15 protein-coding genes are annotated in these 16,270 nt (G+C 73.2%); 4 read left to right on the forward strand and 11 right to left on the reverse strand.

The annotated features are described in order from the left end of the window. Positions 1-34: 34 nt before the first annotated feature. Positions 35-2,074 carry a choline BCCT transporter BetT gene (gene betT / locus OG774_RS06950; RefSeq protein ID WP_328307942.1) on the reverse strand — a complete coding sequence of 680 codons (2,040 nt, stop codon included), beginning with the start codon at positions 2,072-2,074 and terminating at the stop codon, positions 35-37. 184 nt (positions 2,075-2,258) lie between these two features. On the opposite strand from betT, the gene OG774_RS06955 reads away from it, so the two are divergent. Beyond that, positions 2,259-2,576, forward strand: coding sequence for a DUF3040 domain-containing protein (locus tag OG774_RS06955; RefSeq protein WP_328307945.1), 318 nt, complete (start codon positions 2,259-2,261; stop codon positions 2,574-2,576). 21 nt (positions 2,577-2,597) lie between these two features. Here the strand turns inward: OG774_RS06955 and OG774_RS06960 are convergent, their stop codons facing one another. From OG774_RS06960 to OG774_RS07005, 10 genes are all read right to left on the reverse strand, one after another. Continuing rightward, complete coding sequence (locus tag OG774_RS06960) at positions 2,598-2,900, reverse strand: monovalent cation/H(+) antiporter subunit G (protein WP_328307947.1); 303 nt, start codon at positions 2,898-2,900, stop codon at positions 2,598-2,600. After that, the gene (locus OG774_RS06965; RefSeq protein WP_328307949.1) at positions 2,897-3,166 is read right to left on the reverse strand and encodes a monovalent cation/H+ antiporter complex subunit F; all 270 of its coding nucleotides are present in this window, start codon (positions 3,164-3,166) and stop codon (positions 2,897-2,899) included. Before OG774_RS06965 ends, OG774_RS06960 begins: the two co-directional genes overlap by 4 nt. After that, the gene (locus OG774_RS06970; RefSeq protein WP_328307951.1) at positions 3,163-3,651 is read right to left on the reverse strand and encodes a Na+/H+ antiporter subunit E; all 489 of its coding nucleotides are present in this window, start codon (positions 3,649-3,651) and stop codon (positions 3,163-3,165) included. The genes OG774_RS06965 and OG774_RS06970 overlap by 4 nt, the downstream gene beginning before the upstream one ends. Continuing rightward, a complete protein-coding gene (locus tag OG774_RS06975; protein ID WP_328307953.1) occupies positions 3,648-5,069 on the reverse strand; it encodes a complex I subunit 5 family protein in 1,422 nt (473 codons plus the stop codon). The genes OG774_RS06970 and OG774_RS06975 overlap by 4 nt, the downstream gene beginning before the upstream one ends. Further along, positions 5,066-5,452, reverse strand: a complete 387-nt coding sequence (locus OG774_RS06980) for a sodium:proton antiporter (RefSeq protein ID WP_328307955.1) — start codon at positions 5,450-5,452, stop codon at positions 5,066-5,068. Before OG774_RS06980 ends, OG774_RS06975 begins: the two co-directional genes overlap by 4 nt. Next, positions 5,449-5,913 (reverse strand): MnhB domain-containing protein, encoded by a 465-nt coding sequence (locus tag OG774_RS06985; protein ID WP_274197817.1) that lies wholly within the window; start codon positions 5,911-5,913, stop codon positions 5,449-5,451. Before OG774_RS06985 ends, OG774_RS06980 begins: the two co-directional genes overlap by 4 nt. Next, entirely contained in the window at positions 5,910-8,183 is a 2,274-nt protein-coding gene (gene mbhE / locus OG774_RS06990; protein ID WP_328307961.1) for a hydrogen gas-evolving membrane-bound hydrogenase subunit E, read from the reverse strand. Before mbhE ends, OG774_RS06985 begins: the two co-directional genes overlap by 4 nt. Before the next feature lie 173 nt (positions 8,184-8,356). Continuing rightward, positions 8,357-9,304 (reverse strand): slipin family protein, encoded by a 948-nt coding sequence (locus OG774_RS06995; protein WP_328307963.1) that lies wholly within the window; start codon positions 9,302-9,304, stop codon positions 8,357-8,359. Between the two features lie 211 nt (positions 9,305-9,515). Beyond that, on the reverse strand, positions 9,516-11,984 hold the full coding sequence (locus OG774_RS07000) for a PEP/pyruvate-binding domain-containing protein (RefSeq protein ID WP_328307965.1): 2,469 nt from the start codon (positions 11,982-11,984) through the stop codon (positions 9,516-9,518). Between the two features lie 321 nt (positions 11,985-12,305). Next, complete coding sequence (locus OG774_RS07005; RefSeq protein WP_328307967.1) at positions 12,306-13,232, reverse strand: LysR substrate-binding domain-containing protein; 927 nt, start codon at positions 13,230-13,232, stop codon at positions 12,306-12,308. Positions 13,233-13,373: 141 nt separating this feature from the next. Between OG774_RS07005 and OG774_RS07010 the strand changes: the two genes are divergently transcribed. From OG774_RS07010 to OG774_RS07020, 3 genes are all read left to right on the forward strand, one after another. Further along, the gene (locus OG774_RS07010; protein ID WP_328307969.1) at positions 13,374-14,558 is read left to right on the forward strand and encodes a TauD/TfdA family dioxygenase; all 1,185 of its coding nucleotides are present in this window, start codon (positions 13,374-13,376) and stop codon (positions 14,556-14,558) included. Next, complete coding sequence (locus OG774_RS07015) at positions 14,555-15,130, forward strand: HD domain-containing protein (RefSeq protein WP_328307971.1); 576 nt, start codon at positions 14,555-14,557, stop codon at positions 15,128-15,130. The genes OG774_RS07010 and OG774_RS07015 overlap by 4 nt, the downstream gene beginning before the upstream one ends. A 299-nt stretch (positions 15,131-15,429) precedes the next feature. Continuing rightward, positions 15,430-16,209 carry an alpha/beta fold hydrolase gene (locus OG774_RS07020; RefSeq protein ID WP_328307973.1) on the forward strand — a complete coding sequence of 260 codons (780 nt, stop codon included), beginning with the start codon at positions 15,430-15,432 and terminating at the stop codon, positions 16,207-16,209. The last annotated feature ends 61 nt before the right edge of the window (positions 16,210-16,270 follow it).

Here is a 16,270-nt window from a genome sequence, read left to right on the forward strand (position 1 = left end):
CCCCGTCGGGGACCTCCGATCCCACGTTACGACATCAGCCGCTGAATTGCTGGATGCGGACGTACTCGAGGTGCCGTTCGTACTGGTCGAGGATGTCGTCGGTCAGCTGCCCGTAGGTGTAGCCCATGACGTCGTAGTCCTGGCCGCCGTCCTGCAGGTGCACCTCGAGGCGGCAGTACGTGTCGGTGCCCTTCGGCACGGCGTGCCCGTACACGGGGATGGGGACCTCACGCGGCCGGATCCGGTAGAGGAACTGGTGCCCCTCCCCCAGGTCGGCGACCAGCTCGACGGTCGTCGTGCCGTCGTCGTCGCGGCCCTCTCTGGCCTCGGCCTCCACCCCGCGCTCCTGCAGGTGTGCGGCCACCTCCTGGACGGCCGGGAGGGCCACCTCCGCCAGGAACTCCTCCGCGCGGTGCTTGTCGGGGAACGACATGGCCCGATCCAGCCGCTGGCGCCATCCCAGTCCGCCGTGGTGGTGCCCGTCGGCCGGGCTGCGGCCCGAGATGGACGAGCGCAGGGCGTACTGCTGGCTCGCGGCATGCATGTCCTCCAGCCGCAGCGCCTTGTACAGGCCGTACATGACCAGCAGGATCACGAACGCGAAGGGCAGCCCCATGATGATGGTGGCGTTCTGCAGCGCGCTCACGCCGCCGACCAGCAGCATCCCCACGGTGAGCAGGCCCGTGGCCACCGCCCAGAAGATGCGGACCGCCGGCGCCCCGTCCGACTGCGGGGTCTTCAGGTGGGAGCTCAGGTTGGCCATCACCAGGGCGGCCGAGTCGGCCGAGGTCACGTAGAAGAGCAGACCCACGAAGGTGGCGACCCCCGCGATGAACGGGACCGCGGGGTACTGCGCGAGCAGCTGGTAGAAGCCCTGGGCGTTGTTGTCGATCGTCTCCTGCCCGAACGCCGCGTTGCCGTCGCGGATGACGTCGATCGCGCTGTTACCGAAGATCGACACCCACATCACGATGTAGGTGAACGGGATGATCAGTGTTCCCGCGACGAACTGCCGGATGGTGCGGCCCCGCGAGATGCGGGCCAGGAACAGCCCCACGAACGACGCCCAGGCGATCCACCAGGCCCAGAAGAAGAGCGTCCAGGCGTTGAGCCAGTCCTCGGGCCGGTCGAAGGCGAACGTCTCGAGCGTCAGGCCCGGGAAGGAGCTGACGAAGTCACCGACGTTCTGCACGAGCCCGTTGAGCAGGAACACCGTGTCGCCGGCGACGAGGAGGAAGAGGGCCAGCCCGATCGCGAGGATCACGTTGAGCTGGCTCAGCAACTTGATGCCGCGGTCGACGCCGGTCACGGCCGAGACCGTGGCGATGGCGACCGCCACGACCACCAGCCCGACCTGGGCCGCCGTTCCCTCCGGGATACCGAAGAGGAAGAACAGCCCGTAGTTCAGCAGCACCACGCCGATGCCGAGCGACGCGGCGACCCCGAAGATCGTGCCGAGGATGGCGGCGAGGTCGACGGCGGTGCCCAACCCTCCGTGGATCCGCTTGCCGAAGATCGGGTAGAGCGCGGACCGGATCGCGAGCGGGAGGTTGCGGCGGTAGGCGAAGTAGGCCAGCGCCATGCCCATCAGCGCGTAGAGCCCCCACCCGCTGATCCCGTAGTGGAACAGGGTCCATACGGTGGCGTCCTCGGCCGCCTGCAGGGTGCCGCCCTCGCCCCGGGGCGGGGTCAGGTACTGGGTTACGGGCTCCACGACGGCGAAGAACATCAGGTCGGTGCCGATGCCGGCGGCGAACAGCATCGAGGCCCAGGCGAACGTGCCGAACTCGGGACGCGAGTGCTCCGGCCCGAGCCGTGTCCGCCCGAGACGGGACGCCCCCACGATGATCACGAAGACCAGGACGAGAGTGGTCAGCAGGATGTAGAACCAGCCGAACCACTCCGAGGTCCAGCCGACCACCGCACCGATGGTGTCGGAGGCGGACGTCGGGGCGATGATCGCCCAGAGCGCGACCGCGAGCGTCACCGCGGCGGACCCGTAGAAGACGACCGGTTTGATCCGGGCGCCGGGCTCGGGGCCCGCCGTGGGCGCATCCGTCTGTACCTCGCTCATCGCGCCCTCCACTCGTCACCGCACCAGCGCCCCGAGTCGGAACCGGACGAGTTTCCCACGTCCGGGGATCCGTGCGAAGGGACTTCAGTGGGGTATCCGCCCGGACGAGGCCCACGTGTCCGCGGTGTGCCGGGAAGTCCGGTCCGCCTGGCGACGGTGACGCGCGACGGGAGGACGGCGACCCATGACGAACGGTGCGACAGGACCCACACCCCCCGAACCGTCGCGGCCGCTCACCGAACGGGAGAAGGCCGCGCTGGCGAAGCTCGCCGCCGACGCCCGCCGTGACGACCCCGAGTGGTTCGACCTCCTCGCGGCGCAGTCGGCACCGCGACGCCGGCTGAGCCCCCGCGTGCGGAACCTCCTCATCCAGGTGGTGGTCGTCGTCGTCCTGGTCGTGGCGCTGCTGCCCACCGAATGGCTGGGCGGCCTGCTCGCCGTGATGGTGCTGATCGGCCCGCTCGGTGTGGCGTTGTGGGCGATGCGGCGAGGCGTGCTCTGACCTCGATGTGGGTCGGCTCGTTCAGCGCGGCTCCGCCTCGGCGCCGCGCCGGCGTGCCGCACGGGCGATGGCGTGGCTGGCCACCGGGGCGGTGAGCACCGTGAACACGATGCCGACGGTCGCGTAGGAGATCGTCGCGACGTTCTCCGTGGCGACCGACGAGGCCAGCACACAGCACACCCCCGGCCCGGTGGCGAGGCTCTGGGCGTGAAGCTTGCTGTAGGTCCCGGGCATGCGCAGCACCCCGACCAGGGCGATCGTCATCAGGCCCAGACCGAGCACCAGGAGCAGCCCGCCGACGACGTCGAGCACGACGGAGATCATTCGAGCGGCCCTCCGATCGCCAGGTAGCGGGCCGTGGCCACGGTCGCGACGAGTGACAACAGCGCGAGGGCGACCGCGGCGTCGAGATAGTGCGGCACGTCCCGGAGGTAGGACAGCAGGGCCAGCAGCGCCACGACGAGCACCGCCAGCAGGTCGAGGGCGATGAGGCGCTGGAGCACGTCCTGGCCCCGCAGCAGCGCGAGGCCACCGACCACCACCAGCACCGTGACCCAGACCAGGGCCGGCACGGCGACGAGCGCGCTCACGGGAAGACCTTCCGCTGCCGGGTCCGGTAGGCCGCCATCTGCTCGGCGCGGACGGTGTCGGGATCGTGCGCGTCGAGCACGTGGACCAGCACCGCCCCGCGCTCCTCGTCGACGTCGACGACGACGGTGTTGGGGGTGATGCCGAGGCGGATGCCCCACGCCGCGAACGAGGACGGCGAGGTGGGCCCGGTGGGGAGCCACACCAGTCCCGGGTCGGGGGGCCGGCGCAGGCAGCAGCGGATCACGTCGACGCTGCCGGTGACGACGTCGACGAGCGTGCCGCCGACCAGGGCCGGGACCCCGGCGAGCCGGCGCAGCGTCGCGCGGGCCGAGGTCGGGGCCGAGGTCCCGCGGTGACGGCGCCCCACCGCGACGACCAGGGAGGCGAGCACGAGACCCGTCCCGATGTCGCCGGGCGCGGTGCTCGAGACGATCAGCAGGTAGAGGCCCGTGAGCACGGCCACCCGCAGGAGGATCCCGATCATCGTGTCGCTCCGTTCGCTGCGGCGGCCAGGCTGTCGGCGGCAGCGGCCGACAGCGCCGCCAGGGGCTCGGGCCAGGCCCCGCCGACGAGCAGGACCAGGGCGAGCGCGACGGTGATCGCCCGCAGGGACACCGATCGCGTGTGCTTCCCGCGGGCGTCGTCGCCGTCGGCCGAGACCTCGTCGTCGTCCTCGGCCCAGAACTCCCGCTGGTAGATGAGGAACAGGTAGAGCAGCGACAACGCGCTCCCCAGGACGAGCAGGGCCACGAGGGCGGGACTCCGGGCGTCGACCGCGGTGCGGAAGACGGCGAGCTTGCCGACGAACCCCACCGCGGGCGGGACGCCGGCCACGCTCAGCGCCCCGACGGCGAAGGCGGCGGCGACCAGCGGTCCCCGTACGGCCGTGGTCAGGAACAGCAGGGCCTTGTTGAGCGCGTTGACCACGCTGTAGAGCACCGCGGCGGCGAGCCCCACCGGGCCGCCCACCCCGACCGCGACGAGCACGTACCCGACCTGGCCGATCGCCGAGTAGGCGAGCATCTCGGCCGGTCGCCGCCGGGCCACCGCGAGGACTCCCCCGTAGATGATCGACGCGGCGCCCAGGACGATCAGGACCGTGGCGGAGAAGCGGAGCTGGTCGGTGAAGATGCCGGCGCCGAAGCGCAGCAGGCCGTACGCCCCGATGTTGGCGACCGCCCCGCTGAGGACGGCCGCGACGGCGGGCCGCGTGTCCGCGTAGACGGTGGGCAGCCAGTAGTGGAACGGGAACAGCCCGAGCTTGACGCTGAAGGCGACGAAGAAGCCGACCGCGACGGCGACGGCCGCGTTGGCCGGGACCCCGGTGATCCGCACGGCTACCTCGCTCATCGCCAGGGTGCCGGTGACCCGGTAGGTGCCGGCGACCGCGAGCAGGAAGATGAACGACCCGAGCAGGTTGACCGAGGCGAAGATGACCGCGGCCCGCAGCTGGGCACGCTGCGCGCCGTAGGCGGTCAGCACGTACGCCGCGATCATGGCCATCTCGAAGAACACGTAGAAGTTGAAGACGTCGCCGGTGAGGAACAGACCGTTCAGGCCGGCCGCGAGGAGGACCAGCAGCCCGGGGAACGTGCGTTCCCGGACGCCGACGACGGCCTCGGCGGCCGCCGCCACGAGCAGCACGAAGGCGGACAGCAGGGCGAAGGTCACGCCGAGGGCGTCGGCCCGCAGCACGATGCCCACCCCGGCGGGCCAGCCGCCCGTCACGTACTCGACGGCGCCGCGGCGCAGGACGTCGGCGGCGAGCGCGCCCAGCACCGCGAGGGTGGCCGCGAGCGCCGCCACGCTCAGCCATGCCACGGCGCGACGGCGCCCGTCGAGCACCACGAGCGCCAGTCCGGCGGCCCACGGCACGAGCAGGGCGAGCGAGAGGGCGGTCATTCGGTCTCGTCCCCCTCGCGGCGCCCGGCGCCCTCGGGCTCGGTGACCGCGGGTCGGTCGACGTCGCGCAGCTCGTCGCGCTCGGCCGTGCCGTGCGCGACGACGACCCGGTGGACGAGCGCGAGCAGCAGCGCGAGGGTCCCCATGCCGATGACGAGCGCGGTGAGGGCCAGTGCCTGCGGGAGCGGGTCGCTCAGCGGCCCGCCCTGCTCCGGGTCGATCGCCGCGCGTCCCTCCGACAAGCTCGACCCGATGATCGTGACGATGGCGCACTGGGAGATCAGCGCGATCCCGGCGACGACCCGGATCAGGCTTCGCTGGAGCAGCAGGTACGACCCCGCCCCGAACAGCACGGCGGCGATCACCGCGATCGCGAGCGTCATGTGGGGTGCTCCTGGTCGGGCTCGGCGAGCTGGTGGACGAGCACGGTGACCACGCCGACCACCAGCAGGAAGATGCCGACGTCGAAGCTGACGGCGGTCATCAGCTCCGCCGTGCCGACGCTCACCACCTTCTCGTCGGGCCCCGGCCGGTGACTGAAGACCGGCTCGTCCAGGGCCAGGGGGAAGAACCCGCTGACCAGGGCGAGCGCGGCGCCCGCGGCCGCCACGCGCGGCGCGTGACGCAGGACTGGCAGGGCCTCCTCGGCGCCACGGGCGCCCAGGGCGACCGCGTTGAGCGCCACGGCGAGGCCCACGACCATGCCGGCGGCGAACCCGTCACCGACCTTCGTGTAGCCCTTGACGATCAGCGCGACCGCGACCACGACGCTCGGTCCCAGCAGGAGCCGGGCGACCACCCGCACGATGACCGTCGGGCCCCGGGACGAACCGGGCGCGGTCACCAGAGCCTCCCCCGCCGCAGGAGCGTGGCCACGCCGACCGCCGCGATGAGCAGGACGGTGATCTCCCCGAGCGTGTCCAGCCCGCGGAAGTCCGCCACGATCACGGTGACGACGTCCTGCCCGTGCGCCGCCGGGGTGAGCCGGATCTGGTCGGCGGACACCGACGGGGCCTGCCGGGGCTCGGACAGGTAGCCCCAGATCACCGCGAAGGCGCCGAGGCCGGCGATCGCGCCGATCACGGGGTCACGCCACCGCCGTCCCGGGCGGGGTTCACCCTCCCGTCGTGGCTCGGTGCCCGGCAACCGGGCCAGCGCGGCGAGGAAGACCAGGGTCAGCATCGTCTCGACCAGCACCGCCACCAGCCCGACGTCCGGCGCCGCCCGCAGCGCGTAGACCCCGGCCAGCGCGAACCCGACCGCGGACAGCGCGAGCACGATGCTCAATCGCTCCCGTGTGCGGGCCGCCACGACGGTGGCGACGCCGGTCAGCGCCAGCAGGGGCAGCACGAGCCAGTCGGTCCCCGCGATCGGGCCCACCGAGTACGCCTGGGCGATGGGGGTGGTGACGAACGCGGCGCCGGCGAGCGCACCCGCCGGGACCAGGACCGCGGCGATGCTGCTCCGCAGGTCGCGCGTCTCCCAGTCGTGCACCCGGCCGGACCACTGCCGCAGTCCCAGCAGGGACGCGGTGTAGGCCCGTCGCGGCCCGAGGCGGTCGCCGGCGGTCGCGAGGGCGCGCGACGCCCGGTCCCGGAGCCCCGTGGCCGCGAGCAGGAGCCCGCCCAGGGTCCACGCCGCCAGGGCCATGACGTTGGTCGCGCGCAGGTCGAGGTGGTAGGCGGGCGACAGGGCGACCGGAGCCGCCAGGGTGACGGCGCCGGCGTCCTCGGCGAGCCGGGTGATCGGCGCGGGGAGCACTCCCACGACGAGCGCCACGAGGGCCAGCAGCGCCACCGGGACGACCAGGACGCGGGAGAGGCGCCCCGGTGCCGTCGTCATCGGGCCGAGGAACAGCAGCATCCAGTACCGGCCGATGTAGGCGAAGGTCAGGGCGGCGGCGAGCACGGCGGCGACGACCAGGACCGGGCCCTGTTCCTTCGCGGCCCCGAAGAAGAGCTCGTCCTTGAAGAAGCCGCCCGTCAGCGGCAGGGCGGCCAGCGTGGCGGCGGCGACGCCCGTGGCGCCCGCCAGCAGGGGCAGGCGGCGGCCCAGCCCGCCCAGGTGCGAGAGCCGGTCCTCGCCGGTCGCCGTCGTGACGGCGCCGGCGGACAGGAACAACGCGCTCTTCGCCACCGCGTGCACGACCACGTAGAACGCGGCGGCGCCGCTCGCGGCCGCGCCGACCATGCCGTACAGCGTGACCACGTACCCGTACTGCGAGATCGTCGAGTAGGCCAGCACCTGCTTGAGCTCGTCGCGCCCCAGCGCCAGCACCCCGCCGACCGCGATCGACGCCAGCCCGACGACCAGCAGCACGGTGAGCACGACCTCGCTGCGCGCCAGCAGCGGGTGGACACGCCCCAGGACCAGCACGCCGGCGGCCACCATCGCCGCCGAGTGGAGGTACGCCGAGACCGGCGTCGGGGCCTCCATCGCCCGCGGGAGCCAGAAGTGGAGCGGGACCTGGGCGCTCTTGGCCAGCGCCGCCACCGCGATCAGGAGGCCCGCGACCGTGGTCGTCGTCCCCGGCTCCACGCGCTCGACCAGCTCCGGGACCGAGAACGTGCCGTAGGTCGCGTAGAGGAGCACGGCGCCGGCGAGCAGCGCCACCGCGGGCACGATCGTGACCAGGAGCGCGGTGAGGGCCGCGGTGCGGGCCTCGCGCCGCTCGCGGTCGAAGCCGATGAGGAAATAGGAGCAGACCGCGGTGAGGTCGAAGAAGACGAACACCAGTACGAGGTCGGTGGCCGTCGCCAGCCCGACCATCGCGATCGCGAACAGCAGCATCCACGGCCAGAAGCGCCATCGTTCGGAGCGCGGGCGCCCGTCCTCGGCGAGGTGCTGCGAGAGGTACCGGGCGCCGTAGCCGAAGACGATCGCGCCGACGCCGGTGGCGAGCAGCGCGTACAGCGCCGCGAGCCCGTCCACGGCGAACTCGAGGTCCAGGCCGAGCGTCGGCGCCCACGGCAGCGACACCGTGCCGCCTCCCCGCAGCCACCCCACGAGGCAGACGACGAAGCCGGCGGCCGCCGCGGCCGAGCACGACCAGCCCTGCCAGTCGCGCCGCGGGGCGCTCGACGGGTCGGCCTCGCCCGTGGTCGCGTCCGACATCAGGTGCCGGCGTCCGAGGCGACCGCACGACATGTCACGACGCGGTCCGAGGGCGCTCGCGCCGTGGGGGTGGTCACCCCCAGGACATTGCCGACGCCGGGGGTGGCGGAAACGCGCTCGACAGGACCGCGGGAGGGCGCTGTCCCGGAGTCGACCCGACCGTCAGCCCGGGGTCACGTCTGCTCCCGACGTTCCGCCGTGTCGGCGGTGTCCGGGACGGCGGGTGAGACGCCGGCCGCGGGCAGCTCGGCCCCGAGCTCGTGGCCCTCCCCGCCGACGTCACCCACGTCACCGGGCGCGAGCTCGTCCGTGGAGCGTCCTCCCGACCGCAGGGGCGCCGCCGCGTCTCCGGCCGTCCTGGACACGCCGCCGGCGTGCTCGAAGAAGCGCAGCAGCTCCACCGGGAACGGCATCACCAGTGTGCTGTTCTTGTCCGACGCCACGTCGGTGACGGTCTGGAGCAGCCGCAGCTGCAGGGCCCCGGGGGTCTCCCCCATGGCCGCGGCGGCCTGCGACAGCTTCGTCGAGGCCTGGAGCTCGCCATCGGCGTTGATCACCCGGGCTCGCCGGTCGCGCTCGGCCTCGGCCTGCCGGGACATCGAGCGCCGCATCCCTTCGGGCAGGGAGATGTCCTTGACCTCCACCCGGTCGACGCTGATCCCCCAGTCCTCGGTGGGAGCGTCGATGACGTCGCGCAGCTCGCCGTTGATGCGGTCCCGGTCGGAGAGCAACGTGTCGAGGTCGGCCCGCCCGATGACCGACCGCAGGGAGGTCTGGGCGACCTGCGAGGTCGCCTGCAGGTAGTTCTCCACGTTGATCACTGCGCGGACCGGGTCGTCGACGCGGAAGTACACGACCGCGTCCACCCCGACGGTCACGTTGTCCTGCGTGATCGTTCCCTGCGACGGGACGTCCAGCACGATCGTCTGCACCGGGACCTTCCGCATGCGGTCCGCGATCGGGACCATCACCCGGAGGCCGGGCTGCCGGACCTGGGGCAGCAGACGTCCGAAGCGCAGGACGACTCCCCGCTCGTACTGCTGGACCATCCGCACGCTCGATGCGATCAGCAGCAGTCCCACCACCGCGATCACCACGAGCACGATCAGTACGCCGTTCATGAATCCACCCCGTCGATGTGCAGAGGCATCACCGTCGAGGGACGCACCGGAGCGGGGACGGACAGGCACGGCCCGGTCCCGTTCGGCGCGCGCGACAACGGCGACGCCGACCAGACTTCCCGGCACTCCGTCGTCCATTGTGCCCGTCCCGTGGCGATGACGCGACCGAGCGTGGGCGGCCGAGCCGAGACCGCGTGACGCGCCGCCGGCGTCAGTCGTGCTCCTCGACGACGACGGTGCCCGCGGCGCCGTCGATGCTGACGACCTGCCCTGTCCTGATCAGCTGGGTCGCGTCGCGGACACAGATGACGGCGGGGATGCCGTACTCCCGGGCCACCGTCGGGCCGTGGGCCATGGGTGACCCGGTCTCGGTGACGAGCCCGCCGATCGTCATGAACAGGGGCGTCCAGCCGGGGTCCGTGGTCGGCGCGACGAGAATCTCCCCCGGCTCGACGTGGGCATCGGTGGGGTCGAGCACGACGCGCGCCCGTCCGGTGGCGACACCCGGTGCGGCGGCGGCCCCGACGAGGCTCCCGTCCGCGGCCGGGCCGACCGGGGCGAGTGCCTCGGGGACGGTGCCGTCGGAGAGCAGGAGCCCGGGGACGCTGCGCCGTGCGGTCTCCCGCGCGTACTCGCTGCGTCGGTCGGCGACGAGCGCCCGCAGGTCGGCGCCGGCGACGGCGTCGAGGGCCTCGCGGAGATCGAGGAACACGATGTCGTCGGCCCGGTCCAGCAGCTCGCGTGCGTGGAGCTCCTCCCCCACCGCGAGGAGCTGGCGGCGCATCTCGGCGAAGGCGTGGAGCCACGCGAACTTGGGCAGCTCGCGCAGCCCGGCGAGAGCACGGGAGCGGCGGAGGAAGAAGGCGGCACCGACGGCTCGCGCCGGGCGGGTGCGGCGGGCCCGGCCCACCAGCTCGTCGATCTTCGCCTCCGCCTCGCGGGATGCGGCGGCGAAGCGCCGATCCGGTGCCTGGGCGGGATCGGTGAGGCGCAGGTAGTTCGCGATCGCGGCGAACACGGGCGTCGGGTCCTCGCTCCAGCGCGGCACGCCGACGTCGATCTCCGCGGCGCTGCGGTGCCCGTACCGGGCCAGGAACTCCTCGAGCCCGAGGTCGGGCAGCGCCCCGGCGCGGTAGCGGGTGGCGAGCTCGGCGGGCGGGGTCGCGAGGAGCAGCTCTCGGTGTGCGCGCGCGTCCGTGGACAGCCGCCACAGGGCCAGGTCCATCTCGGTGGTGACGTTGTGCGGCATCCCCCGCAGGGTCTCGTCGACCTCGCTCTCGGTGGCCACCCCCGCGAGCAGGGCGAGCGCCGCTGATCGGCAGACGATCATCGCGTAGATGGGCCCGAGCATGTCGCCCATCCCGGCGCGCAGGAAGGCGCCCTGGACCGCCATGGCGAACCGCACGCGGTCGGCGGCGTCGGTGAGGCCCTCCGGCGGCCGGCTGTCGTGCCGGACCAGCGCGGCCGCGCGCATCGCCCGGGCTCGGGCGCGACCCGGCCCCGCGAGGGCCCCGACCAACCCGACGAGCAGGCCCGGCGCCACCCGGGCGGCGACCGGGGCCACCGAGCGCCACCGGAAGGGCCGGCCCCGTACCGGCGCGAAACGGGAGTCCTCGAGCACGCGCTCGAGGGCCGCGGTCACGCGTGGCCCGTAGATCGACATGGCGGCGGGGAGCCTGGTCCGGGCGCGGCCGTAGCGCACCACGCCCGTCATGTCGAGGTACATGCGCCCGGCCACGTCGACGATCAGGGGGTGGCCGAAGGGGTCGCTCGGGACGCCGACGCTCTCCAGGTACTGCGCCGTCGCGACCCGCATCGCGGACATGCCCATCGGCGTGAACGGCCGCAGCATGCCCTGCATGTGCCCGGCCTCGAGGTAGACGCGGTCGCCGGGTCGGGGATTCCGGGGCAGCGGGAACAACGTGGTGATCGCCCTGCTCTGGAGCAGCCAGAGCAGGCCGTCGCGGTCGAAGGCCCACTCGACGTCCTGGGGTGCGCCGGTGAGGCGCTGCAGCCGCTCGCCGGCGGCCCGCAGTTCCGCGAGCCGGGGCGCGTCCAGGCACCCGCCCGAGCCCTCGACCGACCGCCCCTCCGGCAGGACGTAGTGGTCCGCGGTCACGCTGCCGTCGACGACGGCGTCGCCAAGCCCGGGCACGGCGTCGACGACCATCTCCGTGCGGCACCCGGTGATCGGGTTGGCGGTGAACAGCACGCCGGCCGCGGACGGCTCGACCATGCGCTGCACCACGACGCCCATCGCCACCGGCCCGCCGACCGGCGTCGCCTCGCGGTAGGCGAGGGCGCGATCGCTGGACAACGACGCCCAGCACCGCTCCACGGCGTCGATCAGCGCGTCCGCGCCCCGCACGTCGAGGACGGTCTCGTGCTGGCCGGCGAAGCTGGCGTGCGGCAGGTCCTCAGCGGTGGCGCTCGACCGCACCGCGACCGGCCCCGCACCGAGACGCCGGTAGGCCTCCACGATCTCCCGGCGCACCGCCTCTCCGACGGCTTCCCCTGCCCCCTCCTGAGCCGGAGCCGTGACGCAGAACCCGGACGGCACGCGCTCGCCGGCACGGACGAGCGCCGCCAACCCCGCGGCCTTGCCGCCGACCAGGTCGGGTCGCGTCGGGTCCACCTCGACCAGATCGACGACGGTCCGGCCGACGGTGAGGGTGCTCATGGTGCGCTCCGTCCGGGATCTCCGACAGAAACGCCGACCAGGCTTCCCGGCACACCGAGGCGGACGGTACTCCGGGCCGGCCCGTGGTCAAGACCTCCTCGGCGGCGCTCCGGCGAGCGGTCGGCACACGGTCCTGCGGCCGGAGTCCCATGAGGTCAATGAGAACGAGCAGCGTTCGCGTGCGATCCACGCCTTGAACCTCTTCGACCTCGCCCCGGACGACGACGACGAGGCCTACTCGGAGCGGGCGGTGGCCGGCCGCTACCGACCGACGGGAACGGTGGACGACGGCGCCGTGGAGACGCCGCACGCAGCACTCGATCAGCCGATGTCGCCGTCGGTGAGGCGGGGCAGCGCGGGTAGGTGGTCGTCGAGTCGGGTGAGCCAGAGGAGGAAGGCCCGGGCTTGCGCGGTCGGTGTGGGGTCGTCGAGGGGCCGCAGCAGGTAGTGGGCCTGGCGCATGGGGAAGGACCGTGCGAGGGCGAGGCTGACCCGTCCGGCGCGGACGGCGGTGCGGGCGAAGCGTTCGGGGACCGCCGCGGTGGCGTCGCCTGCGGTGACGAGCTCGAGTGCGGCGATGGTGGTGTCGACGGTGGTTGCCTGCTCCGCGGGTCCGCTCGTCGGGGCGGACGGTAGGAGGCGTTGCCAGACGTCGTCGAAGCCGAGGACCTGGATGCGGGGTCGGTCGGCGAGGTCGGTGGCGTCGCCGACCGGACCAAAGCGTTCGACGTGGCCGGGCCCGTGGACGACGACGGCGTCGTCGTGGTGCAGCAGCTGTGCGTGGACGCCGGGCCAGGCACCTCGACCCTGGTGGATGTCGAGGTCGACCTCGCCCGGTGTGAGGGCCTCCGACCAGACCGCGCACACCAGACGCAGGTCGATCTCGGGGTGCTCGGCCTGGAAGAGGTGGAGGTGCGGCGCGAGCCAGGTCGTCGCGTACGACACCTGGGTCCGGACCGTCAGCTGCTCGCGGCGGGCGGGGGCGAACAGGCCGCCGGTGGCGGCGGCGAGGTCGTCGAGGCTCTCGCGGACCGCGGGCAGGTAGGCCCGGCCGAGCTCGGTGAGCTCCACGCTGCGCGCGAGTCGCTCGAACAGCGGGACACCGAGGTGGGTCTCCAGCGACCGGATGCGTTGGCTGACCGCGGCCGGCGACAGGTGCAGCTCGGCCGCGGCTGCAGCGAAGCTCCCGAGCCGCGCCGCGGCCTCGAACGCCTGCACGCCGGGCAACGGGGGCAGCGGGTCACGCACCACGCGACCCTAGGCGCGCAACTCGACGAGCCACACCATTTCGACGTCTCAGGCGCTGTTCCCGTCGTTTGAGTTCGTCCTGGCGCCCGGCCACGCTGGACGAGACCACGGCCCGTGACACCCACCTCCAGGAGATCCTCGGTGAGCCAGACCCTCGGCCGCGCCAGCCCCGAGACGACCCTGCCCGACGGCACCCTCGAGCTCGACGAGCGGAGCTTGTCCGTGGTGCTCGACGGCCAGGTCCGCCGGTTCCACTACGTGTGGCTGCGCGACAACAGCTGGGCCGCCGAGGACCGGGTCCGCCAGAGCGGCGAGCGCAAGCTGTTCACCGCCTCGATCCCGCCGCACATCGCCCCGACCGCCGCCTCCTTCGACCCCGAGCGGGGCCTTGAGGTGCTGTGGAACGACGGACAGGCCGCGAGCTACTCGCCGGCGTGGCTGCGCCGCTACGACTACTCCCCCACCGCGCGGGCCGCCCGGCGGCGCACCGTGACGCTGTGGCCCGAGACCGCGGGCGAGCCGCCGCGCTTCCCGCACGCCGAGGTCGTGGGCAGCACCGAGGGGCAGCTGGCCTACCTCGACGCCGTCCGCGAGGTCGGGGCCGCCGTCGTCACCGGCGTCCCGTCCGAGCACCACGAGGTCGAGCGCTTCGCCCGGACCCTCGGCCACGTCCGCGAGGTCGCCTTCGAGCGCGTGCACAACGTGCGCCACGACCCGGCCGGCTACAACGTCGCCCACACCCCCGGCGAGCTCAAGCCCCACACCGACATGCCCAGCTACAACTGGCCACCGTCCATCCAGCTCCTGCATTTCCTGACCAACCAGGCCGCCGGCGGCGAATCGACCCTGGTCGACGGCTGGGCCGCGCTGACCGAGCTGCGCCGCGACGCCCCCCGGCACTTCGACACCCTCACCCGCGTCCCGGTGCCCTTCCAGCTGTTCAGCGCCGACGAGGACACCTGGGCCGAGAACCCGATGGTCCAGCTCGGCACCGACGGCGAGGTCCGACTGTTCCGGTTCTCCAACCAGCTCGCCCAGCCCCTGTCGGCGCCCTTCGACCAGGTCGAGGCGTTCTACGACGCCTACCGCCACCTCGGACAGATCATCGACTCCGGCCGCTACCGAGCCACCTTCAAGTCCGCCGACGGCGACCTGCTCACCGTGCACTCCCACCGCGTCCTGCACGGCCGGATGCCCTACGACCCCACCAGCGGCGCCCGCCACCTCCAGGACGTCTACATGGAGTTCGACGACCTCATGGCCCGCCGCCGCGTCCTGCGCGGCGAGCACCAGCCGCTGCCCGCCCAGCCGCAGGAGGACGCGTGACCACCACACGCCCCACGGTGAGCTTCACCGCCATGGCCGACGGCACCGCCGCCGACTACCGGCTGCTCGAGACCTACGAGCACGACGAGCTCGCCCGGTTCCCCGAGCGTGTCCTCGGCTGGCTGCGCGCCATGGACGACCACACCGGCTACCAGGTCACCCGCCTGCAGCACAGCCTCCAGAGCGCCACCCGCGCCCACCGCGCCGGCGAGGACGAGGAGACCGTCGTCTGCGCCCTGGTCCACGACATCGGCGACGTGCTCGCCCCGGCCAACCACTCCGAGGTCGCCGCCGCCGTCGTGCGCCCCTACGTCTCCGAACGCAACCACTGGATCATGAAGCACCACGGGGTGTTCCAGGGCGTCTACTGGTTCCACCACGTCGGCGCCGACCCCCACGCCCGCGACCGCTACGCCGACCACCCCTGGTACCAGGCCTGCGTCGACTTCTGCGCGAACTACGACCAGAAGTCCTTCGACCCCGATTACCCCACCGAGCCCCTGGAGTTCTTCGAGCCCATGGTCCACCGCGTGTTCCACCCCGACCGGGTCAACACTCCCGATCTGACCTAGAGCTCGGAGAGGCCCCGGTCGCTTCGAGACCGCCGACCCCGAGGCGTCGCCGCGAGAGCACGCGGCGGGCCGCCTTGTGGGTGCGAGGCTCGCGGCGGTCGGGCGCGTGGGTTCGTCCGGGCCGTTCGGTCGTTAGCGTCGCCCCTCCGTCGCTGTCCCCAAGAACAACGGCATCGGGAGGGCACCACGTGACATCCCCGTCGCACTCGGCACGAGGCACGGCGTCGACCGGAGGCCTGGTCAGCCGTGACGGGACCGGACTACGCACGTGGACCAACGGCGCCGACGGCGTCCCACTCGTGATCAGCAACGGGCTGGGGGCGCCGCCGGCGGCGTGGCCCCGACTGGCAGAAGGCGGAGGCTTCTCCGCCGTGTCCTGGAGCCACCGCGGCCTCGGTGGCTCCGAGCGCCCCGACGACCCGGCCCGCATCTCCGTCGTGGACCACGCCGCCGACCTCGAAGCGACCATGGACGAGGCGGGCTTCGAGCGCGCGGTGCTGCTCGGGTGGTCCATCGGGGTCGACGTCGCCTTCGAGTTCGCCCGCGCCCACCCCGGACGGGTGGCGGGGATCCTCGGGATCGGCGGGCTGCCCGGCGGGTCGTTCCGGGCGTTCGGCCCACCGGGTCAGCCTGCGGCGGTGCGCGAGGGGCTCGCTCGGAGCGCCGCGTGGCTGCTGCGCCTGATGGGGCCGCCCGCCGCGGCGCTGGCGTACCCGACGGTGAACGTCGCGCGGGCGCTCGGGGTCGACCACGTCGCCCCCGTGCCGGACCTGGCAGCGTCGGCGCAGGTCGCCCGGCAGTTCGCGACACACCCCTGGACCTGGTACTCCGAGCTGCTCCTGGCCGCCGGGAACCATCCCCCCATCGACACCGGCTTCGTCTCCTTCCCGGTCACCCTCGTGGGCGGCACCCTCGACATCGCCGTCGCGGCGGCCGACATCCACGCCGTCACCACGACGATCCCGCGGGCCCGGTTCGTGCCTCTCGTCGGCACGCACTTCCTGCCCCTCGAACAGCCCGACCGACTCCACCAGGAGCTCCTCGCACTCGCAGAACGGGCCGGATCGTCCGGGCCGTAGGAAGCGGACGCCCGCGCGTGCTCAGCGCTGGTCGCCGACCCACGCACGGACGTAGCGACGG

The sequence above is a fragment of the Actinomycetospora sp. NBC_00405 genome, from assembly GCF_036044095.1.
Classification (GTDB): Bacteria; Actinomycetota; Actinomycetes; order Mycobacteriales; family Pseudonocardiaceae; genus Actinomycetospora; species Actinomycetospora callitridis.